22 protein-coding genes, 1 tRNA gene and 1 riboswitch are annotated in these 20,057 nt (G+C 67.1%); of the genes, 3 read left to right on the top strand and 20 right to left on the bottom strand.

Annotation, left to right across the window (positions count from 1 at the left end; translation table 11 throughout):
• Positions 1-152: 152 nt before the first annotated feature.
• Positions 153-274: riboswitch (glycine riboswitch) on the bottom strand.
• A 69-nt stretch (positions 275-343) separates the two neighbouring features.
• The 14 genes from H0B43_RS32065 to H0B43_RS32000 form a co-directional block, all read right to left on the bottom strand.
• Entirely contained in the window at positions 344-964 is a 621-nt protein-coding gene (locus tag H0B43_RS32065; protein ID WP_185724265.1) for a MerR family transcriptional regulator, read from the bottom strand.
• Between the two features lie 283 nt (positions 965-1,247).
• Positions 1,248-1,721, bottom strand: coding sequence for a bifunctional nuclease family protein (locus H0B43_RS32060; protein WP_105422646.1), 474 nt, complete (start codon positions 1,719-1,721; stop codon positions 1,248-1,250).
• 141 nt (positions 1,722-1,862) lie between these two features.
• Complete coding sequence (locus H0B43_RS32055) at positions 1,863-2,603, bottom strand: MerR family transcriptional regulator (protein ID WP_185724266.1); 741 nt, start codon at positions 2,601-2,603, stop codon at positions 1,863-1,865.
• Positions 2,600-3,100 carry a glycogen accumulation regulator GarA gene (gene garA, locus H0B43_RS32050; RefSeq protein ID WP_185724267.1) on the bottom strand — a complete coding sequence of 167 codons (501 nt, stop codon included), beginning with the start codon at positions 3,098-3,100 and terminating at the stop codon, positions 2,600-2,602. The genes H0B43_RS32055 and garA overlap by 4 nt, the downstream gene beginning before the upstream one ends.
• A 318-nt stretch (positions 3,101-3,418) precedes the next feature.
• Complete coding sequence (gcvH, locus tag H0B43_RS32045) at positions 3,419-3,823, bottom strand: glycine cleavage system protein GcvH (protein WP_185724268.1); 405 nt, start codon at positions 3,821-3,823, stop codon at positions 3,419-3,421.
• Positions 3,824-3,865: 42 nt separating this feature from the next.
• Complete coding sequence (locus H0B43_RS32040; RefSeq protein ID WP_185724269.1) at positions 3,866-4,612, bottom strand: DUF881 domain-containing protein; 747 nt, start codon at positions 4,610-4,612, stop codon at positions 3,866-3,868.
• Positions 4,613-4,619: 7 nt separating this feature from the next.
• Complete coding sequence (locus tag H0B43_RS32035) at positions 4,620-4,982, bottom strand: small basic family protein (RefSeq protein ID WP_073367324.1); 363 nt, start codon at positions 4,980-4,982, stop codon at positions 4,620-4,622.
• Between the two features lie 32 nt (positions 4,983-5,014).
• Positions 5,015-5,878 carry a DUF881 domain-containing protein gene (locus H0B43_RS32030; protein ID WP_185724270.1) on the bottom strand — a complete coding sequence of 288 codons (864 nt, stop codon included), beginning with the start codon at positions 5,876-5,878 and terminating at the stop codon, positions 5,015-5,017.
• Positions 5,878-6,501: a CDP-alcohol phosphatidyltransferase family protein gene (locus H0B43_RS32025; RefSeq protein WP_185724271.1), complete on the bottom strand. Its 624-nt coding sequence runs from the start codon at positions 6,499-6,501 to the stop codon at positions 5,878-5,880. The genes H0B43_RS32030 and H0B43_RS32025 overlap by 1 nt, the downstream gene beginning before the upstream one ends.
• Before the next feature lie 115 nt (positions 6,502-6,616).
• The gene (locus H0B43_RS32020) at positions 6,617-7,663 is read right to left on the bottom strand and encodes an SMP-30/gluconolactonase/LRE family protein (protein ID WP_185724272.1); all 1,047 of its coding nucleotides are present in this window, start codon (positions 7,661-7,663) and stop codon (positions 6,617-6,619) included.
• A 41-nt stretch (positions 7,664-7,704) separates the two neighbouring features.
• Complete coding sequence (locus H0B43_RS32015; protein ID WP_185724273.1) at positions 7,705-8,322, bottom strand: CoA pyrophosphatase; 618 nt, start codon at positions 8,320-8,322, stop codon at positions 7,705-7,707.
• Positions 8,323-8,385: 63 nt separating this feature from the next.
• Positions 8,386-9,906: a long-chain fatty acid--CoA ligase gene (locus tag H0B43_RS32010; protein ID WP_185724274.1), complete on the bottom strand. Its 1,521-nt coding sequence runs from the start codon at positions 9,904-9,906 to the stop codon at positions 8,386-8,388.
• A 31-nt stretch (positions 9,907-9,937) separates the two neighbouring features.
• Positions 9,938-11,059, bottom strand: coding sequence for a DUF5938 domain-containing protein (locus tag H0B43_RS32005; protein WP_185724275.1), 1,122 nt, complete (start codon positions 11,057-11,059; stop codon positions 9,938-9,940).
• Between the two features lie 41 nt (positions 11,060-11,100).
• Entirely contained in the window at positions 11,101-11,904 is an 804-nt protein-coding gene (locus tag H0B43_RS32000; protein ID WP_185724276.1) for an SDR family NAD(P)-dependent oxidoreductase, read from the bottom strand.
• Between the two features lie 210 nt (positions 11,905-12,114).
• Here H0B43_RS32000 and H0B43_RS31995 point away from each other — a divergent pair, with 210 nt between their 5' ends.
• On the top strand, positions 12,115-12,750 hold the full coding sequence (locus H0B43_RS31995; RefSeq protein WP_185724277.1) for a TetR/AcrR family transcriptional regulator: 636 nt from the start codon (positions 12,115-12,117) through the stop codon (positions 12,748-12,750).
• Between the two features lie 6 nt (positions 12,751-12,756).
• Here the strand turns inward: H0B43_RS31995 and H0B43_RS31990 are convergent, their stop codons facing one another.
• Complete coding sequence (locus H0B43_RS31990; protein WP_185724278.1) at positions 12,757-13,197, bottom strand: SRPBCC family protein; 441 nt, start codon at positions 13,195-13,197, stop codon at positions 12,757-12,759.
• Positions 13,198-13,352: 155 nt separating this feature from the next.
• On the opposite strand from H0B43_RS31990, the gene H0B43_RS31985 reads away from it, so the two are divergent.
• Positions 13,353-14,822 carry an MFS transporter gene (locus H0B43_RS31985; RefSeq protein WP_185724279.1) on the top strand — a complete coding sequence of 490 codons (1,470 nt, stop codon included), beginning with the start codon at positions 13,353-13,355 and terminating at the stop codon, positions 14,820-14,822.
• 14 nt (positions 14,823-14,836) lie between these two features.
• Here H0B43_RS31985 and H0B43_RS31980 read toward each other — a convergent pair whose 3' ends face one another.
• Entirely contained in the window at positions 14,837-15,718 is an 882-nt protein-coding gene (locus H0B43_RS31980) for a sigma-70 family RNA polymerase sigma factor (protein ID WP_185724280.1), read from the bottom strand.
• 149 nt (positions 15,719-15,867) lie between these two features.
• On the opposite strand from H0B43_RS31980, the gene H0B43_RS31975 reads away from it, so the two are divergent.
• Positions 15,868-16,662 carry a L,D-transpeptidase family protein gene (locus tag H0B43_RS31975; protein WP_397517436.1) on the top strand — a complete coding sequence of 265 codons (795 nt, stop codon included), beginning with the start codon at positions 15,868-15,870 and terminating at the stop codon, positions 16,660-16,662.
• A 67-nt stretch (positions 16,663-16,729) separates the two neighbouring features.
• Here the strand turns inward: H0B43_RS31975 and H0B43_RS31970 are convergent.
• The 4 genes from H0B43_RS31970 to H0B43_RS31955 all read right to left on the bottom strand — a co-directional run bounded on the left by H0B43_RS31970 (position 16,730) and on the right by H0B43_RS31955 (position 20,055).
• Positions 16,730-16,806, bottom strand: a tRNA-Pro gene (locus H0B43_RS31970).
• 86 nt (positions 16,807-16,892) lie between these two features.
• Positions 16,893-18,320: a ribosome biogenesis GTPase Der gene (der, locus tag H0B43_RS31965; RefSeq protein WP_185724281.1), complete on the bottom strand. Its 1,428-nt coding sequence runs from the start codon at positions 18,318-18,320 to the stop codon at positions 16,893-16,895.
• Complete coding sequence (gene cmk, locus H0B43_RS31960) at positions 18,317-19,006, bottom strand: (d)CMP kinase (protein ID WP_185724282.1); 690 nt, start codon at positions 19,004-19,006, stop codon at positions 18,317-18,319. Before cmk ends, der begins: the two co-directional genes overlap by 4 nt.
• Positions 19,003-20,055, bottom strand: a complete 1,053-nt coding sequence (locus tag H0B43_RS31955; protein ID WP_185724283.1) for a pseudouridine synthase — start codon at positions 20,053-20,055, stop codon at positions 19,003-19,005. Before H0B43_RS31955 ends, cmk begins: the two co-directional genes overlap by 4 nt.
• Between the last annotated feature and the right edge of the window lie 2 nt (positions 20,056-20,057).

The raw sequence follows: 20,057 nt of genomic DNA, 5'->3' as shown, positions 1-20,057 counted from the left end.
GATCAGGACACGCCCCGCGTCGGCGGAACGTCCCTCCCCCTCTGTCGCCTGCTCTCGTCGAGCGCCTGAGAGATTCGGTACCGTCGTTCGCATGCGACGACGGCCCTTTCCCCGTGGGCGGGTGGGTGCTCCCACCGCTTTCCAGAGACGTCGGAGCCCGCACGGTCCTGTCTGCCTGAGAGATTGACGGGGAGGTGTTGCTCCTTCGGCGCCCGAACTCCCGCACACACTGTTTCTGTGCATGCAGTGCCCGGAACTCTCCCGCACGGCGTCGACGCACCGCCAGTCTATGTCACCGCTGCGGATGGCGGCGCAGGCAGCGTCCCGCTCGGATGGATGGAACCTACCCCGTCTTGCGGCTCACGCGGTTCTTGCGCCGCGACGCCAGTTCGTCCTCCGGGCTCTGCTCACTGTCGCCGCCGTCGGCCCGCTCGGCCGGGAAATCGGCGATGGTGCCGGTCAGTTCGCGCATCGCACCGCTGACCGCGATGCCGAACACGCCCTGCCCGCCCTGCAGCAGATCGACGACCTCTTCGGCGGACGTGCACTCGTAGACAGTGGTCCCGTCCGAGAAGAGTGTGATCTTCGCCAAGTCCCGCACTCCGCGCTTCCGGAGGTGGTCGACGGCCACGCGAATGTTCTGCAAGGATATTCCGGTGTCGAGCAGACGCTTGACGATCTTGAGGACGAGGATGTCTTTGAACGAGTACAGCCGCTGGCTTCCCGAACCCGCGGCGCCACGAATGGACGGCACCACGAGGGATGTGCGCGCCCAGTAATCGAGCTGGCGGTACGTGATTCCCGCGATCTGGCAGGCGATGGGGACGCGGTATCCGACGAGGTCGTCGGGCACGGAATCGTCCGGGAAGAGGCCCGGCTGGATCTCTTCGGAGCTGAACTCGGGCTCGGCAACGACGTCGCCGGGCGCAAGATTCAGCGCATTCTCCTGCGGCCGATCTCCCACTGACTACTCCCTCTCGCATGTTGCACTGAACCCGACGATCAGTGCGCCTGTGACGCGCGTCGCCAGTGTCCGCGACGAACCGCGGCACATCGGGCGGCGTGAACGCCACCAGTGACATCGAGCAAGTCCGTACCCTGAACCTACTCAGCGTACGCCCGATGCAATCTGCAGGGCAGAAAATCACTGCACTGAACGCTATGACTCCGAGGAGACCGGGTCAACGCAACGCGCCGGAAGAACCTCAACCGATACTGCGCGCCGAGGCTCATCCGCAGGGTGCAAGCTAGCCGTCAGTGGCCTTGAAATCGTCCGGCGACACGGACTCGAGGAATTCCTTGAACTTCTCGACCTCGTCTTCGCGCTCGTCCGGCATGACCAGACCGGCCTCGGTGAGCACCGCTTCTTCCGCGAAGATCGGCACCCCGATCCGGAGTGCGATGGCGATGGAATCGGACGGCCGGGCAGAGACCCGGGTGTTCTGGTCGAACACGAGGTCGGCATAGAACGTGCCCTCGCGGAGGTCCACGATGCGAACCTCTTTCAGAGTGCGTCCGAAAGCTTCGATCAGGTTCTTGATCAGGTCGTGGGTCAGCGGGCGCGCCGGCTCGACCCCCTGCTGTTCGAGCGCGATCGCGGTGGCCTCGGTCTGACCGATCCAGATGGGGAGGTACCGCTCGCCGTCGGTTTCACGCAACAGCAGAACAGGCTGACTTTGGGGCTGCTCGACACGAACTCCGATCACGTGCATTTCGCTCATCGCGTCTGCCTCCACCCTGCAATGGTCCGTCCGCGGCACACAATGCCGTACCAGGATTCTATTCGATTCGTGTCTGCTCTTCGACCGTACAGCCGTTCGAGCGCAGCGTCGTTGGGAAGTGTTCTCGGTGGGCGAACTCACTTACCGATCGAGCGCACCCCGGACTGCCGACTTCACCAGGCACGTGTGCAACGTGAGGGACAACGCGGCGAGTTCGCGCACCATCTCCTCGGCGCGATCCCGCGCACCGGCGTCGCGGCCCTTGGCCACCGGCCCGGCGATCTGCGCGACCAACCCGGCCTCACGGTCGGCCGCCAGTTTGAACGCACGCAGATGCCGCACCTCGAGCCCGAACTCGGACATGGCCCTCGCGGTGCGCGCCAGTGTCACTGCGTCCTCGTCGAAGAACCCCGCCGGTCCGGGAACGACCAGTCCCCCACGGGTCAGTTCGCCGAGGAACTTCTCGTCGATCCCGGCCCGCGCGATCAGGTCGTCGCGGCTGATCCGCACCTCGCGGTCGGTGAGGAACTCCTCCGGCGACACCTCGCCGGGCGCCACGGTGAGCGTCCGCGGCCGGCGCGGCGACGAATCGCCGGCGCCGACCGTGGCCACACCCCTGTCGATGGCCTCGAGTTGCTCCTTGATGACCTTCAGCGGCAGATACTGATCGCGCTGCGCGGTAAGGACGTAACGCAGTCGTTCACAGTCGGCGATCGAGAAACGCCGATACCCCGAGGGAGTGCGCTGCGGGCTGATGAGACCCTCGGCTTCGAGGAATCGGATCTTCGAGATCGTCACATCAGGAAAATCGGGGCGCAGTCGATCCAGCACCGAGCCGATCGACATCCCCGACTGCGCCTGCTGCTGCCGCACCGCGGTCATTGGCTACCCGCACCAGCTGACGTCTCACCGATCTGCGAACCACCGGCCGTGGTCCGGGGGCCGGTCAGGAAGACCAGCCTGAACTTCCCGATCTGGACCTCGTCACCATTGGCCAGCACAGCCGAATCGACCGGCTCCCGGTTGACGTAGGTGCCGTTGAGGCTGCCGACGTCGACAACCTGGAACTCGTCGTCCTCCTGGCGGAACTCCGCATGACGACGGCTGACCGTCACGTCGTCGAGGAAGATGTCGCTGTCGGGGTGCCGTCCCGCCGACGTCGTCGGCTGGTCGAGCAGAAAGCGCGACCCCGCGTTCGGGCCGCGCTTGACGACGAGCAGAGCAGAGCCCGCGGGCAGTCCCTCCACACCCGACACCGGGGCCTCCGGAGCCTGCGTTGCCGAGGAGCTGTCGAGCTCATTGAGAAAGTCCGCGCGGAAGACCGACGTGGTTTCCGCCGGCGACTCCCCATAGACCGCGTCGTTGCCGTTCTCGCTCACCGTTTCTCCTCCTAGTTCGATCATCCAGCAATATTCGCTGGACTACGCAATGCCACTCGGTACTACATAATTCGGTTCCCGTGCACATTAACTTCTGTGCAAACTCCCACGATCACATTCAAACTACGGACCTGCGCCCCGACACGGCACATGCGTTCACTTCGACCGTACCCTGCGCGCGCCGGTGCGTGTAGTGAGACAGGCCGCCAGCACATTACGAACCGGTATTCCGACAGCGGATTTCTCCGGCAACCCGGTTTTCCGGGCTGTCGGCGCGGTCCGCCGCGGTTTGATTACCGTTTCGCGGGTTCCCGGGAATCAGCCCGCCGCAATCTCGCCGTAGCCGGCGGCGTCCAGCATGTCGCCGAGGGCCGCGTCGAGGGTCGCCTCGTCGTCGACGGCGAGTTCCACCAGCCACCCCTGCCCGTAGGGGGCGGAGTTCACCAGTTCCGGGTTGCCGTCCAGATCAGCGTTGGCGGCAACAACTTTCGCCGTCAGCGGGGCGTAGATGTCGGAGACGCTCTTGGTCGATTCCACCTCGCCGAACGACTCGCCCGCCGTCACGTCCTCGTCGACTGCCGGAAGCTGGACGAAGACGACGTCGCCGAGTTGGGACTGCGCGAAATCGGTGATGCCGACGCGTACCGTCGTGGGCCCCGTCCGCTCGACCCACTCGTGTTCGGCGGTGTACCGACGATCGGCGGGGATTTCGAGCTCACTCACAGTGGCTTCCTTTCGATGGCATTCCGCGGGCGGATGCGAAGATCAATTTCCGGGCTGAGCGTATTGGCGAGGTTTCGCCTCTCGCAAGGCGGAGATCGTGACCTGCTGTGATTGTTCGATCGTCAGCTGGCCGCCGCTGCGCGCGACGGTGTCTACGACCCCTCCGGGAATGTTCAGGGCCGCCGCCAGAGTGGGCGGATCACCGATCGCGACCACGCCGTACGGTGCGCCGATCTTCCGGCCGTCCACCGACACACCGCCGGGCGAACCCGACACCCAGGAGTCGACACCGATCCGGATGGGTGCGCCGTCGGCGCCCTGGATCTGGACGGCCTCGGCGCCGGCGGCGCGCAATTCCTGCACGAGATCGAGCAGCACCTCGGAGCCGACCCCCTTGTTGGGATCGGTGATGCGCAGCGTCACGCCGGGGCCGGTGGCCGGTGCGCTTCCGACCTGGATCGACAGGGCCGTCAGGCGTGCCTGCGCCTCGTCGAGCGCAGCTCCGGAACTCCCGCTCTGTTGCAACGTGGCCAAGGTCTGTTCCAGCCCCGCGATCTCCTGGCGCAGGGCCGCCTCGCGTTGATTCAGGGTGTCCAGGACGACCAGCAGATCCGCGGGGCTCGCCGAGTCGAGGGTGTCGCCGGATCCGGTGTTCTTCACCTGCGTCACGATCGCAATTCCCAGTCCGCCGAGCAGGAGCGCGGCCAGGAGCGCGAAGACGACGTGCGAGCGCCGCGACGTCGCCGGTTCGTCCCCGTGCAGTTCGTGCTTGCCTTCGTGCCCGCTCATGTCCCGCTCACGCCCCGAACAGGCGCCGCCGGAGCGCCGCCGCGTTGCCGAAGATCCGGATGCCCAGCACCACGACGATCGCGGTCGACAACTGGGTTCCGACACCGAGTTGGTCACCGAGCCACACGATCAGAGCGGCCACCAGCACATTGAACACGAACGAGACGACGAACACCTTCGAGTCGAAGATCTCGTCGAGGTACGCGCGCAATCCGCCGAACACCGCATCGAGGGCGGCGACGACGGCGATGGGCAGGTAGGGCTGCACCGCGTCGGGCACTTGCGGGCTGAAGACCACTCCCAGCACGATGCCCACCATCAGGGCGAGCACCCCGTAGATCGCGGATCCACCCTTCAGTGCTGCCTTCATTCGTGTGACGCCTCCGTTCGACTCCGCGGTTGTCATCGTGTTCCTGCTTCCCGGGCCGCACGCACTTCCCGCGCCGGGGCAGCGGGCAGGTGGAGATCGTCGGCCTCCACCACCGCGAATCCGATGCCGTACAGCTGCGCCACGCTGGACATCCGCAGGTAGGCGTCGCTCACGACGAATCCGGTCTGCATCGGCCCCTGGGGGCCGATCGCCGACACCACATAGGGCGAGAACACCGGCTGATTGTCCACGAGCATTGCGCCACCGGCCTGCCGGATCGTCACGGACGGCCCCACCCGGACGTCGCCGACCGCGATGGCCTCCGCACCGCTCGCCCACAGCGAATTGACCACCGACTGCAGGTCGCGATCGAGCACCACGGCCTTCCCTCCGACGCTGCGCTGCGACGAATCGGACAGGTTGGGTTTGGCCGCCGGGTCCGTCAAGGTCACCGCCAGGCCCGGGCCGTGCACGGCCTCGAGTGCGGCGTCGCCTTCGAGGCCACGGAGCTCGCCGAGCAGCGCCGCACCGCGGGCGTCGCCCGCCAGCGCGGTGGCACGGGCGTCGTCGGCCTGCCCCGACAGTGTGTCCCGGGTGCCGGCGAGAGCGCCCGCGCGATCCTCGGCGTCGTGCACCTTGCCGAGAAGTTCGGAGCGCACCTGCTCGGTGCCGGGGATTCGCTCGGTGGCCTGCCGGTACGCGACCGACAGCACGAGACCAACAAGCAGTGCACCGATCGCGATCCACACCTGCCGGCCGACGCGAGTCTGCCGGGAATGGCCCTGCTCACGGTCCTCGGCGGCGCCTTCGTACCCGGGGTCCAGATGGTCGTTCATCAGGGACCTGAGCAGGGACGGCATCGGATTCCTGCGGATGCCGGAATCTGTCCGCTTCATCACTCGGCCCCGCGTTCATCGCCGCCCGGTCCTCGCACGGGAACGGTGCGCGCGACGGTCAGCGCGTTGAGGGTGTAGAGCAGTCCGGTCCAGACGTACAGCACCGTGCCCCAGATCAGCAGAGCCGCGCCGAGCGGTTGAGCCACGGTCGCGATACTCCAGTCACCGTGCGCCGCCAGGATCATCGGCAGCGCGAACATCAGCAGGAACGTCGCGCCCTTGCCGAGATACATGACGTCCGGGGGCGGCAGGCCGCGGCGGCGGTAGATGAACAGGGTGAGCGCGAGCACCGCGTCGCGGACGATCAGGATCGCGGCCACCCACCACGGGATGAAGCCGCGGATGACGAACGTGACCAGTGTGGTGACCACGTACAGGCGATCGACGAAGGGGTCGAGGAGCGCACCCAGCTTCGACGACTGGTCGAGGATTCGCGCCAGTTTCCCGTCGAGCCAGTCGGTGAAGCCGCTGATCATGAGGATCGCGAGCGCCCAACCGTCGGAGTGGGTGACGAGCAGCAGGTACACGAACAACGGCACGCCGAGGAGCCGGATCACGCTCAGGAGGTTCGGGACCGTCACGATCCGGTCCGACCGCGCAGTGTCCCGGTCCACCGAATTCACCAAAATCTCCCCAGCGTCGAGTGCGGACCTGTTTCGGGCGCTCGTCGCACCGCTCTCGCCACTCTTCCACAACCGCGCCGGCGCCCGGTCGATCGTCCCGCCCGGCCGGCTCGTGTCACGCGCCCGGCGATGGCGGGACCCGGACGCGCGCGACGGCGTCGGCGGACAGACTCCCCAGGTACAGCCACCCGTCGTGTTCCCGCACCCCGGTCACGGGTGAGTAGCTCCCCTTACCTCCGCGCAGGCTGTGCACGATCCTGCCCTCCGCGTCGAGCGCGATCACCCAGCCGGCATGCTCGGGATCCGGTTGAACGGCCTCCGGCAGGTTCGCCGTCACGATGCGCAGCGTGGGGTAGGGCGCGATCATGTCCAGCAGTCTCATACGCGGACTGTAGAGCGCCACCCAGAACAGCCCGCCGCGCGTCTGCGACGTCATGTTGTCCGGGATGCCGGGCAGATTCCCGGCCCACACCGAGGCCCGGCCCTGCGACGGGCCGGTGAGGTCGACGCGGGAGATCTGGTAGGACCCGGTCTCGGCGACGAGGACGAACGATTCGTCCGATGCCAACCCGACGCCGTTGGCGAATTGCAGTCCCTCGGCGAGGAGGTCGGTCTCCCCGGTGCGCGGGTCGAGCCGCAGGAGGCGACCGGTTCCCCGGTGCTCGAGGAGGTCGTAGCGGTGGTCGGCGATCGTGAAATGCGCGGAGGAGTCGGTGAAGTACACGGTCCCGTCCCGGCCGACCGCCGAATTGTTGCACGCCACGAGCGGACGTCCGGCCGCGGAGTCGGCGAGCACGTCTACGCGCCCCTTCTCGTCGACCCTCAGCACGCCGCGTTCGGCGTCGCAGACCAGGAACCGCCCGTCGTCGAGTACCTCGACACCGAGGGGCCGCCCGCGGGTGTTCGCGAGTTCGGTTGCCGTGCCGTCGTGGTCGAACCGCCAGATCCGCCCGTCGTTGCCTCCCGTGACCACCCGGCCGTCGTGATCGACGGCCACGTCCTCGGGACCTTCCCCCGTGGGCAGAGCCCATCGTTGTATGCCGTCGAGAAGCCGGTTGGGAGCGAGAACTCCGGTCAGCGGTGGCGGCGACGGCGGATGCCAGGCGACGGGGTCGACACCGGTGCGGTCGAGCTTGCGGGCAAGAGACTCGAAGAGGGTCACGAACTGTGAGGTTAGTCGCTCCCGCAGTCGCCGTGTCCTCGCTAACGCCAGGCGAAGACAGGCTGGTCGAAACCGTCGATCCGGGTGTGCCGCCCGTGCAGCGCGACCTCCCGGAACTGGTATACGACCGCGCCGGTCGGGGCGTGCACGAGGTGGCGCCGAAACGGCCACTGAATCACCGGTTTCGACGATTCGGGAATCTCGACGAAACGCGGCTCGGCATCGATCTCGGGCACGGCCACCGAGAACACTTCCGCCACTTCCTCGCGATTGGGGACGAGCGACGTGATCGGCTGATCCGACCACACGACGAACGGTGTGATGACGTATCCGGATCGGGTGACGTAGTCGTCGAGCCTGCCGAGCACCGCGGACGGCTCCACGTCCAGTCCGAGTTCCTCGTGCAATTCCCGTCGGGCCGCGTCCTCGCCGGTCTCCCCCGGATCCACCCCGCCGCCGGGCAACGCGAACTGGCCCGGATGGGCGCGCATCTTGCTCGGACGTTTGGTCAGCGGAACGGCTTGACCGCCGGCGCCGTCGTTCATCACGGCGATCACGACCGCCGCGGACCGTCGATTCGTGGGGTCCACTATCCGGGGTTCGAAGCGCGCCAGCGCGCCGGCGAGCAGTTCCCTGCTGAGTATGTGCCCAGTCACCATCACCCGACAGTATCGCCCGTCGCCGCGAAACCCACGTTCCGTATCCCCCGCGTTGCGAGCGGGCTACCCGAGCAGTTGCTGCTTGATCTCGTTCTTGAGGACCTTCCCGAGTTTGGACCTGGGCAGATCGGGCCAGACCAGGATCTCTTTCGGGGTCTTCACGCTGCCGATGCGTGCCTTCACGAACGCCGTGAGTTCGTCGGCCGCGATCTGCGAATCGGCCCGCGACTGGACGACGGCAACGACACGTTCCCCCCACTTCTCGTCGGGAAGCCCGATCACGCCGCAGTCCTGCACCCCGGGGTAGGCCATGAGCGCCTGTTCCACCTCGACGGAGTAGACGTTGAATCCGCCGGTGATGATCATGTCCTTGGCCCGGTCGACGATGTACAGGAAGTTGTCGTCGTCGAGATACCCGATGTCGCCCGTGTGATGCCAGCCGTGTGCCGACGCCTCCTGCGTCGCAACGGGATTCTTGTAATACCCCCTCATGACGAGTGAGCTGCGCACCACCACCTCGCCCCGCTCGCCGGCCGGGAGCAGCGTCCCCTGCCCGTCCATGATCGCAACCGTGACCAGCGGGGAGGGCCTGCCCGCGGAGCTCAGCCGGGTGGTCGCGACCGAGCCGTCCGCGTGGAAATGATCCTTCGGCGCCATGGTCGCGATCATCATCGGCGCCTCGCTCTGCCCGAACAGTTGGGCCATCACGGGCCCGATCCGGGTCATCGCTTCCTCGAGCCGTGTCGGCGAGATCGGCGCCGCGCCGTACCAGAAGCATTGCAGCGAACCCAATTCCGTGTTCTGCAGGTCGGGGTGGTCGAGCAGCATGTAGATCAGGGTCGGCGGCAGGAAGGTGTGGGTGACGCGTTCCCGGCCGATGTGGGCGAGGAACTGCCCCAGGTCGGGCGAGGGCATGATGACCACCTGCCCGCCGAGTGTGAGGATCGGAAAGCACAAGACACCGGCCGCGTGCGTCAGCGGCGCGAGGGCGAGATACACGGGTCTGCCCTCGAACGGGTAGCTCATCAAGGTCAGCGCGGACATGGTCTCGATGTTCCGGTCGGTGAGCATCACCCCCTTCGGCCGACCCGTGGTCCCGCCCGTCCCGACGATCATGGCGAGGTCGTCGACGGGATCGGCGTCGAGGAGGTCCGTGCCCAGCCAGTCGTCGAACGAGTGGGCGTAGTCCTCGTCACCGCCCAGACACACGAACGTCGTCAACAACGGCAACTGGTCGCGAATCCGATCGACCAAGGGCGCGAACGCTTTCTGGAAGATCAGGCAGCGACAGTCGAAGAGGTCGAGCAGATCCCGATTCTCCGCCGCCTCGTTCCTCGGATTGATCGGGCACCACACCGCCCCCGCCCGGCTGATCCCGAACACGCAGGAGAACGCGGTCGGGTCGTTGCCGGACAGGATGGCGACCGTGTCGCCCGGGGCGATCCCCGACCGCGCCAGAGCCGCCGCGACGCGGCGGCTCAGGTGCTGGACGTCCGCGTACGTCAGTGTGCGGTCGCCCATTGTCAGGCACGGCGCCGCTGGACCGAGCGAGGCACCCTTGTCGAGGTAGTCGGTCAAGCGCATCGTGCGGTCCTCCTCGAAGCCGCCGGGTCGATCATTTCTGCACGGTGAGGACGGGCTCCATCACGAGGCCGAAGCTGCGCAGGATCCCCAGGAGTTCGCGGTGCCCGAAGGCCTGGCATGCCGACGCGAGGCCGGTCTTCTTCGGCGGTTGTTGCAGCAGGGAGTACGCGGCATACGCCTGCAGGAGGCCGGTCTGCTTGTAATTGCAGTTGCCGTGGATGACGCAGTGCGCACGACCCAGCGGCCCCGACGCGTACACGGAGTCGAGGGAGGTGTTGACCCGCGGGTTCTCCCGCGGCGGCATCCCGGCCTGCACGGAACCGGCGATCTCCGCGAGCGCCGCGTCCTGCTCGTCCGCCGGGAGGGTCTTGATCTGCTCCTCGACCATCTTCTGCGTCGCGACGACGCCCTCCATCACGGAGCGATCGAACACACCGCCTGCCGCCTTCACGTTGGCCACCCGCGGATCGTCCTTGAACCACACCGGATGGCAGGTGCCGCCCCAGGGCAGTGCGAGCGCCATCTGGTGCTGTCCCGGAACGACGACGTCGAATGTGGTACCGGGGTCCCACTTCGCGTACCGGTTCTGCTCCAGGTAGTACCAGTCGGCCTTGAGGATCGTGAAGATCGTCTGCGTGGACGCGTAGGTGGGAAAACCCTTCCACAGCACCAGGATGTCGAGTGTGTCCAACCCCGGCGTCTCCAGTGCGATGTTCGCGGCGATCTCGCCGGTCGTGTACATCTGCGCGACGCCGGGAGACAGCAACAGGCCCTTCTCTGCGTATTTGTCGCCGAACTTCGCCTGCACGTCCAGAACCCAGTCCTGCTCACCGGTCGTGTCGGTGTAATGGCATCCTGCGGCGAGGGCCGCCTCCACGACGACGGCGCCGTGTTTGATGAACGGGCCGACCATGTTGCTGACCACCCGTGCCCCACTGAACAGTTCGGTCAGCGCCGGGACGGTGTGCTCGACCTCGACCACCTCGTGGTCGACGGTGTCGAGTCCGGGGATGCGGTCGAGTACTTCCTGGATCCGCTTCTTGTCCCGGCCTGCGGCGACGAACGGAATGGCGAACTCCCGCAGATACTCACACACGAGTCGTCCCGTGTATCCGGAGACTCCGTAGACGATGACGGGTTTCTTGTCGGTCATGACGTGCCTTTCGAAAGATGAGATGGGTGCGGGGAGATCGGTTACATGCCCATGCCACCGTCGACCGGCAGGCCGATGCCGGTGACGAAACGGGCGGCGTCGGAGGCCAGGAAGACGACGGTGTCCGCGATGTCCGCGACCTCACCGAGTCGCCCGAGTGGCGTGAGGCCGATCACGTCGGCGACCGCGGCGTCGGCGCTGGGCCACAGTCCGAGCCTCTCCATGTCCGCCGCCAGGCCGAGCCCCATCTCGGTGGCGACGAGCCCGGGGTACACGCAGTTCACGCGTACGCCGTACCCGAGTTTCCCGGACTCCTGGGCCGCCACCCGGGTCAGGCGGTCGACGGCGGACTTCGTGGCGGAGTACCCGGCGATGCCGGGAAACGGGATCGTCGCGGCCACCGAGGAGACGTTGACGATCGAACCGCCAGCACCGGCAACGCCCCCGGGACGCATGGCGCGCAGGCCGTGCTTCAGACCGAGTGCGACACCGAGGATGTTCACGTCGCACATCCGGCGGACGTCAGCGGGGTCGATGTCGACCACGAGTGACGAGATCTCGATGCCCGCGTTGTTGACGAGGAGGTCGAGTCCGCCGAGTTGCTCCATGGTGGCAGCGACGGCACGCTCCCAGTTGCCGTCGTCGGTGACGTCGAGTTGTACGAATCCGGTCTCGACACCGGACTTCCCGATGGAATCGGCAGTCGCGCGCCCTTCGTCCTCCAGGACGTCACCGATCATCACCGCCGCCCCGGCGGTGGCGAGTGCGGTGGCCATGCCGGCCCCCAGACCTTTCGCACCCCCGGTGACCAGCGCTTTCCGTCCTGCAAGATCACACACGCTCATTCCGACCTGCCTTCGTACCGAGACGATTCGCGGAAACCACGTCGCGGGCCCGAAGCCGCACTGTGGTGTGGATCACAGAGTATTCGACTTTGGACGACTGTCAAGAATTCCCTTGACGACTGTCAAGTTTTTGTTACACAGTCGTCAAGGAACCCGGGCTACACTGAGCCACACCGTGCTGGACCTCGCGAGCCGAACAGGAAGAACGCCGTGACACCCGTCGCCGAGAAGAACGCCGACCGGGTCTCCCGCCGCCAGGTCGACAAATTCGCCGAGCGCCGCGATCAGCTCGCCGAGGCCGCGTTGCAGACCCTCTCGGAACTGGGCTACGCCCGCACCAGCCTTCGCGAGATCGCGCAGAACTCCGCGTTCTCCCACGGCGTCCTGCACTACTACTTCAGCGACAAGGTCGATCTGATCACGCACTGCGTCCGCCACTACAAGGCGCACTGCGTCACCCGCTACGACGGCGTGGTCGCCACGGCGCAGACTCCCGAGGAGCTGAGAGCGGGGTTCGGCCGGGTGCTGGTGGAATCGCTCCGCGACGAGGCGTCCATGCACCGCCTCTGGTACGACCTCCGCTCGCAGTCGCTGTTCGAGGAATCGTTCCGCGCAGATGTCGCCGCGATCGACCAGAGCCTGGAAAACATGATCTGGCGCATCGTGTCCCGGTATGCGGAACTGGCGGGACGTCCGGTCACCCTCGCACCGTCCACCCTGTACGCCGTCTTCGACGGACTGTTCCAGCAGAGCCTCGCGAGGCATCTGTCCGGCGACAGCGGCGCTGCGGACGCTCTCGCGGCGCACGTCGATCAGGTTCTGGCGCTGGTCGTTCCGGCGCCGTGACACCCGCTACTTCTCGGCTGCGGCCTTGATCCGCTGCGCGAAATCGGGTGCGTCCTTGCGGGCCGCCCGAAGCGCGAGGGGCGCGATCAGCTTTCCGATGCCGTGGCCTTCCAGCACGTTGAAGATCGTCACCTTGGTGCCTGCGCCCGACGGTTCGAGATCGTAACCGCCTTCCTTCGCGGTCACGGTGTTCTTCGAACGCTCGGCCCAGCGGATCTTCCGCGGTGCCTCGAATTCGGTGATTTCGAACTCCCGCTTCGTGGTCATCCCGGCATCCTTCACGGTGCTGGCGAACACGGTTCCGACTCCGGGCGGGCCGTCGGTCTTCTTCACGATTTCCTGCACCCGCGGGCTGAAGTCCCGGTCGTTGACTCCGGCAGCGAGGTACTCGAACACTTCCTCGATGGGCCGATTGATCACCACAGTGCCTTCGAACCGTCCAGCCATGCCAGCCTCCCGTTGCCGTGACCTGCCGGGTTCCGACAGTACTCGCGACTCGGCGCCGGCGCGGTCACATCGTCGCCCTGCGGCCGGTCATACACGGTGACGCCGCACGATCCGGCGTCTCCCCCCAGGGATCTCGTGCACAGGAAGGCCTCGACATGGACATCTCGATCACCGGCACGTCCGGGTCGCGACACGGAGCGTCGGCACCCCCGTTTCTCTCCACCACCCGCGGCAGACTCACCCTGACATTGTTGTGCGCCGTTGCTTTTCTGGACTTCGTCGACGCCTCCATCGTCAACATCGCCCTGCCCGACATACGCGCCGACCTCGACTTCTCGGTGCAGCAACTGCAGTGGGTGCCGAGCGCCTATCTCCTCACGTACGGCGGTGTCATGCTGCTCGGCGGTCGCCTCGCCGACCTGCTCGGTCGCCGTCGCGTCCTCGTCACCGGCACCGTCGTCATCGGATTGTCTTCGCTGATCGGTGGTTTCGCCGCCAACGCGGAAGTTCTGATCGGCGCCCGGCTCGCCCAGGGAGTCGGTGCCGCGCTCATGCTTCCGGCCGCCCTGTCGATCCTCACGACGACGTTCGAGGAGGGCCCCGAACGTCATACCGCGCTCGGCGTCTGGGCCGGAGTGGGCGGTCTCGCGTCCGCGGTCGGCGTGTTTCTCAGTGGCCTGCTGACGGAGGGTCCGGGCTGGCGGTGGGTATTGTTCGTCAACCCGCTGGCGTGCGTTCTCGTGCTGCCCGCGGTCTATGCGCTGATTCCCGGCGACCGGCGGCGCGCCGGGTTCGCAAACTTCGACGTCGTCGGCGGCGTGGTCGGCACCGCCGGAGTGCTGCTCCTCGTCCATGCCCTGGTCGAGGCACCGGACCAGGGCTGGGGTGCCGCCCGCACCATCGGCGAGTTCGTCGGAGCGTTCCTGCTGATCGCCGTGTTCCTGCTGAACGAACAGCGCAGCACCCATCCACTGCTGCCGCTGTCGATCTTCCGAATCAAGGGCCTGGCGGCGGCAAATGTCACGGGGCTGATCTCCTTCGCCGGCCTGCTCGCGATGTTCTTCTTCCTGACCCTGTACATGCAGAATGTTCTCGGGTACTCCCCGATGCAGACCGGTGCGGCCTACCTTCCGCTCTGTCTGGGTGTCGCCGTCGCCGCGGGGATCTCGTCCCAATTGCTCACCCGGACAGGAACCCGCCCAGTCATCGTCGTGGGCGCTCTGGTGGCATCGGCGGGCCTGTACCTACTGTCCCGCATCCCCGTCGACGGTTCCTATCTCACGGATCTGCTTCCGGGGCTGATGATCGTGTCGTTCGGTCTCGGCGCCGTCTTCGTCGGCGTCACCACCGCTGCCAATGCGGGCGTGCCTGCCGAGGAGGCCGGGCTCGCGGCAGCGTTGCTGAACGCTTCCCAGCAGGTCGGCAGCGCACTCGGGCTGGCGATCTTCGCCGCCATCGCGACCTCGCAGTCCCGGCACCTGATGGCAGCGAATTCCCCTGTGCCCGAGGCACTCACCTCCGGGTTCGAGCGAGCGCTGCTCGCGGGCAGCATCTTTCTCGTCGCCGCGGCACTGATCGCGCTGCGGACCGGCAACACCCGTGGAGACGGCGCGCGAGCAAAATAACCCCGGCGGGCTCGTCAGTCGAGGTTCTCGACGACGAGCCCGGCGAGACGCTCCCGGTCGGCGAGGATGTCGATCTCCACGATCATCCCCTTCCGGATCGTGACGCCCAGGACGGACAGCAGTTGTCCGTCGGAGATCGCGACCACTCCGGCTGTCCCGTTGACGAGCGCGGGATGCGCGAACCGAGCCAACCGCGCGAACCCGAGAACCCGGCCCGCGACGGTCTCCGCGCCGCGCACCGTCGTGGATGCGCCGGCCGGGAGTGCGCCGGTGTCCGCCCGGAGCACCACGTCCGGATCGAGTACGGACACGAGTGCGTCGAAGTCGCCGCCTCTCGCGGCCGCCAGGAACGCGTCGACGACCGCACGCTGCCGGACCGGGTCGGTGTCGTCGGGAACGGGCGCCCCCTGCAGGCGACGCCGTGCGCGGCTGGCCAGTTGCCGGGCGGCGACCGGGGTTCGCTCGACGATCGGGGCGATGTCCTCGAACGGCACGGCGAACATGTCGTGCAGCACGAACGCCAGCCGCTCTGCGGGAGTGAGCGTGCCCAGAACCACGAGCAACGCGAGACCGACCGAATCGGCGAGCACCGCCTCCTGTTCGGGGTCACTGCCGTCCGACAGGGCCACGATCGGGTCGGGCACGGCCGCATCCAGCGAATCTTCCCGCCGCGACCGGCGCGACTGCAGCATGTTCAGGCACACCCGCGCCACTACCGTGGTCAGCCAGCCGCCCAGATTCTGCACCGAATCGGTCTCCGTGCGACTCAGGCGCAGCCAGGATTCCTGCACGGCGTCCTCGGCCTCGCTGAGCGAGCCGAGCATCCGGTAGGCCACCGCCCGCAGGTGCGGACGATGGGTCTCGAACTGCTGCGCGAGCACGTCGTTCTCGTTCATCGGTCACGTCCCTCCGTTTTCGTCTGTCACCTCTGTGACCGGCGAAACGCGGCCGATGTGACAGCGGCGCGCCGTCGGTGGCCCACTCCAGCGCGGAACAGGTCCAGTTTCCCCGGTTCCGCTGTCCGATATCGCCGTGGTTAACTGAAATGACGCTCACAGTCTCTGAAGGGCTGGACGGCATGTGGAGATCGCAGCACGTCGGACGTCTGTTTCTCGTCTCGGTACTCGCGGCACTGGCCGTGTGCGCCGTGAGCGCCACCGCGTCGGCGCAGTCCCCGGCCGTCACCGGAAAAGTCATCGCACCGACGCTCTCCCCCGCGTCCGGGCAGGTCGTCGGCGTCGCTCATCCCGTCGTGATCCGGTTCGCGACACCGGTGTCCGACCGCGCGTCCGCCGAACGCGGTGTCCAGATCACCCCATCGACACCGGTGACCGGGCGGTTCTCCTGGATCGACGACCACTCGCTGCAATGGACGCCCGACCGTTTCTGGCCGGCGCACACCGCGGTGACCGTTCAGGCCGCGGGCGCCAGATCGCAATTCCAGGTGGGTGACGCTCTGGTCGCGGTCGCGAACACGACGACGCACCAGTTCACGGTCAGCATCAACGATCAGGTCGTGCAGACCATTCCGGCGTCTATGGGCAAACCAGGGTACGAGACGCCGCTCGGCACGTTCCCCGTCATCGAGCAGTTCCGGGACATGATCATGGACTCGTCGACCTACGGCGTCCCGGTCGACTCGGAGGAGGGCTACCGGCTCTACGTCGAGTACGCCACCCGCATCACGTGGGGCGGGATCTTCGTGCACGCCGCGCCGTGGTCGGTGAACTCCCAGGGCTACGAGAACGTCAGCCACGGCTGCATCAATCTCAGCACCGACAACGCGCGGTGGTTCTACGACAACGCCAAGATCGGCGACCCAGTCATCGTCACGGACTGACATCCGGCGTTCCGGAAACACAGAAAGGCGGTTCCCCGTTTCCGGGAAACCGCCTTCGCCGATCATCTGGTCGGGCTGACAGGATTTGAACCTGCGACCACTTGACCCCCAGTCAAGTGCGCTACCAAGCTGCGCCACAGCCCGTCCACACCCTCGTTCAGGTGCTCGATGAGATTACATCAGTGGCAGTCCGGAACGCTAATCGCCTGGTCAGAGCGCATTCGACCGGATCAACGACTGCGCCGCTCGCGCTTTTCCCGGACACGCACCGAGATGCGGACAGGGCTGCCGTCGAAATTGAACTCCTCGCGCAGCCGCCGCTCCAGGAACCGGCGGTACCCTGCCTCGAGAAACCCGGTGGTGAACAGCACGAACGTCGGCGGACGCGTTCCAGCTTGCGTGGCGAACATGACGCGCGGCAGTCGGCCACCTCGCATCGGCGGCGGAGTCGCGGCGACGACTTCCTTGAGCCAGGTGTTGAGCCGGCCCGTCGGAATGCGCTTGTCCCAGGACTCCAGCGCCGTGTCCAGCGCGGGAACCAGCTTCTGCACCGCACGCCCGGTCTGCGCCGAGATGTTGACGCGCTGCGCCCACGGCACCCGCACCAGATCTCGATCCACTTCGCGATCGAGCTGGAGACGACGGTCCTCGTCGACCAGGTCCCACTTGTTGAACGCGACGACGAGCGCCCGGCCTGCATCCGCGACCATGCTGAGCACCCTGAGGTCCTGCTCCGAGATCGGCTCGGACGCGTCGATCAGCAGAATCGCGACCTCGGCCGCCTCGATGGCGCTCTTCGTCCGGAGCGATGCGTAGAACTCGGCGCCGCTCGCGTGACTGACCCGCTTGCGCAGACCCGCGGTGTCGACGAAACGCCACGGTCTGCCGCCGAGTTCCACGATCGAGTCGACCGGATCCACGGTGGTGCCCGCAACGTTGTGCACGACCGAACGCTCGTCGCCCGACAGCTTGTTCAGCAGGCTCGACTTTCCGACGTTCGGCTTGCCGACCAGAGCGACACGCCGCGGACCGCCCCCGGGGATTCCCTCGCGGGGTGTTTCCGGGAGCGCGGCGAGCACCTCGTCGAGGAGGTCGCCGGTGCCGCGGCCGTGCGTTGCGCTGACCGAGTGCGGCTGCCCGAGACCCAGCGACCACAGTGCGGCCACTTCGGATTCGGTGCGTCCGTCGTCGACCTTGTTGGCCACCAGGAGAACCGGGGTCTTGGAGCGGCGCAGCACCTTGGCCACGGCCTCGTCCGTGGCGGTGGCGCCGACGACGGCGTCGACCACGAGGAGGATCGCGTCCGCCGTCTGCATCGCCAGTTCCGCCTGGCGCGCCACCGACTGCTGCAGGCCCTTGGCGTCGGGTTCCCAACCGCCGGTGTCCTGCACCATGAATCGGCGCCCACTCCAGTTCGCCTCATAGGAGACGCGGTCGCGGGTCACCCCGGGGATGTCCTCGACCACAGCTTCGCGGCGGCCGATGATCCGGTTGACCAGTGTGGACTTACCGACGTTCGGACGCCCGACCACCGCGAGGGTGGGAACCGGGACGTGGGCTTCGCCGTCGCCACCGTCTTCGAGGTCCAGGACCTCCCAGTCCGATTCCTCACTCCAGGTTCCGTCGCCTGCGAACTCGGTTGTGAATTGTTCGGTCACTGCCCTGCTCCACTTCTGTCGCTTACCACCAGCAGCAACCTGCCGATCACGTCGTCGATTCCGAGTTCGCTGGTGTCGACCAGCACGGAATCGTCGGCCGGTCGCAGCGGCGACACGGCGCGCGTGGAGTCGAGGTGGTCACGACGCTGCACGTCGGCCAGTACGGCCGCGTAGTCGTCGCCTCGCCCTTCCGCGAGATTTTGCGCATTCCTGCGCTGCGCCCGGGCTTCCGCCGAGGCGGTCAGGTAGATCTTCACGTCGGCGTCCGGGAGTACGACGGTGCCGATGTCCCGGCCCTCGACGACGATCCGCTCCGTCTCGCCGGTGAGGCGACGTTGCGCCGCGACGAGTAGCGCGCGCACCGCCGGGACTGCGGAGACAGCCGAGACGGCCTTGGTCACCGCGTCGCCGCGGATCTCCTCCCCCACGTCCTCACCGTCGAGCAGCACCTGCTCGCGGGTCGGGTCGGTGCCGATCGACCACGGCAGACCGGCCGTCGCGTCGGCGATCGCGTCGGGGTCGGCGAGATCCACGCCCTTCCTCAGAACATGCAGTGTCGCGATCCGGTACATGGCGCCGGTGTCGAGGTACCGTGCGCCGAGCCGCTGCGCCAGCAGTCGCGAGACGCTCGACTTCCCGGTCCCGGACGGACCGTCCATCGCGACGATCAAGGACGATGTGCTCACAGGCCCACCGCCCCGTAGAGTCCGCCGACCTCGCCGCGACCAAGGACGCGCAGCGTGCCGGGACGTTGATCGCCGAGAGCGACCGCCCCGATGTCCGTCCGGACGAGCCGGATGACGGGGTGCCCCACGGCGTCGAACAGGCGGCGCACGATGTGCTTGCGACCTTCGTGCAGCGTCACGCGGACCAGCGATTTGCCCTCGTTGATGTCGAGGAGCGTGAACGTGTCGACCTTCGCCGGACCGTCGTCGAGTTCGACGCCCTCCTTGAGCTTCTTTCCGACGCCGCGTTCGAGGGCACCCGATACGGTCGCCAGATACGTCTTCGACACCTCGAACGAGGGGTGCATCAATCGATGCGCGAGGTCGCCGTCGTTGGTGAGCAGCAGCAGTCCCTCGGTGTCGGCGTCCAGACGACCGACGTGGAACAACCGCTGACCGGCGGCGACGCGCTCGGAGACGATGTCGCCGACGCAGGGGCGGCCGAGGTCGTCCGACATCGTCGACTGCCAGCCGCGCGGCTTGTTCAGTGCGAGGTGGACGAGATCCTTCTGCACCACCACGCGGATTCCGTCGACGCGGACGACCGCGTTCTCGGGGTCGATCCGCAGTCCCTGCTCGATGACGATGCGGCCGTCGACCTCGACGCGACCCTGGGAAATCAGTTCTTCGGCCGCGCGACGCGACGCGACACCGGCCTGCGCGAGAACCTTCTGCAACCGCATGCCGTCACCCTGCGGGGGTCCGGCCGGCCGGTCGGCGTCGGAGTACTGGTGCCGGGCCGGCTTCGCGTTGCTGATCTTCGGCGCCTGGGCCTGGGCACGTTGCGGTTTGGCCGACTTCGGCTTGCCACGCTTGTTCTTCGCGGCCGGGTCTGGCCTGCCGGGCTTACCCTTGGCGGCGTCGGGCCGACCTGATCGGTGACCGGTCTCAGCCCTGTCCGGACGTCCTCCGGTCTCCGACCTGGTGCGTCCTCCGGTCTCGGACCTGGTGGGGCGCTGCTTCTTGTTGTTGCGATCCGGTGTGCCATCTCGGCGAGCGGGTTTCTTCACTT

This window comes from Rhodococcus sp. 4CII, assembly GCF_014256275.1.
In the GTDB taxonomy this organism is placed as follows: domain Bacteria; phylum Actinomycetota; class Actinomycetes; order Mycobacteriales; family Mycobacteriaceae; genus Rhodococcus_F; species Rhodococcus_F wratislaviensis_A.
The sequence above is the reverse complement of the archived record's forward strand: the minus strand, read 5'-3'. Positions and strand labels throughout refer to the sequence as shown.

Excerpts from the sequence above, each read along its gene's own strand:
- H0B43_RS32000 (WP_185724276.1), bottom strand. The coding sequence starts at position 11,904 with ATGAGCGTGTGTGATCTTGCAGGACGGAAAGCGCTGGTCACCGGGGGT.
- H0B43_RS31980 (WP_185724280.1), bottom strand. The coding sequence starts at position 15,718 with ATGAACGAGAACGACGTGCTCGCGCAGCAGTTCGAGACCCATCGTCCG.
- H0B43_RS31975 (WP_397517436.1), top strand. The coding sequence starts at position 15,868 with ATGACGCTCACAGTCTCTGAAGGGCTGGACGGCATGTGGAGATCGCAG.
- H0B43_RS32030 (WP_185724270.1), bottom strand. The coding sequence starts at position 5,878 with ATGAAGCGGACAGATTCCGGCATCCGCAGGAATCCGATGCCGTCCCTG.
- H0B43_RS31985 (WP_185724279.1), top strand. The coding sequence starts at position 13,353 with ATGGACATCTCGATCACCGGCACGTCCGGGTCGCGACACGGAGCGTCG.
- H0B43_RS32060 (WP_105422646.1), bottom strand. The coding sequence starts at position 1,721 with ATGAGCGAAATGCACGTGATCGGAGTTCGTGTCGAGCAGCCCCAAAGT.
- H0B43_RS32010 (WP_185724274.1), bottom strand. The coding sequence starts at position 9,906 with ATGCGCTTGACCGACTACCTCGACAAGGGTGCCTCGCTCGGTCCAGCG.
- H0B43_RS32005 (WP_185724275.1), bottom strand. The coding sequence starts at position 11,059 with ATGACCGACAAGAAACCCGTCATCGTCTACGGAGTCTCCGGATACACG.
- H0B43_RS31990 (WP_185724278.1), bottom strand. The coding sequence starts at position 13,197 with ATGGCTGGACGGTTCGAAGGCACTGTGGTGATCAATCGGCCCATCGAG.
- H0B43_RS32035 (WP_073367324.1), bottom strand. The coding sequence starts at position 4,982 with ATGAAGGCAGCACTGAAGGGTGGATCCGCGATCTACGGGGTGCTCGCC.
- H0B43_RS32015 (WP_185724273.1), bottom strand. The coding sequence starts at position 8,322 with ATGGTGACTGGGCACATACTCAGCAGGGAACTGCTCGCCGGCGCGCTG.
- H0B43_RS32055 (WP_185724266.1), bottom strand. The coding sequence starts at position 2,603 with ATGACCGCGGTGCGGCAGCAGCAGGCGCAGTCGGGGATGTCGATCGGC.
- H0B43_RS32040 (WP_185724269.1), bottom strand. The coding sequence starts at position 4,612 with ATGAGCGGGCACGAAGGCAAGCACGAACTGCACGGGGACGAACCGGCG.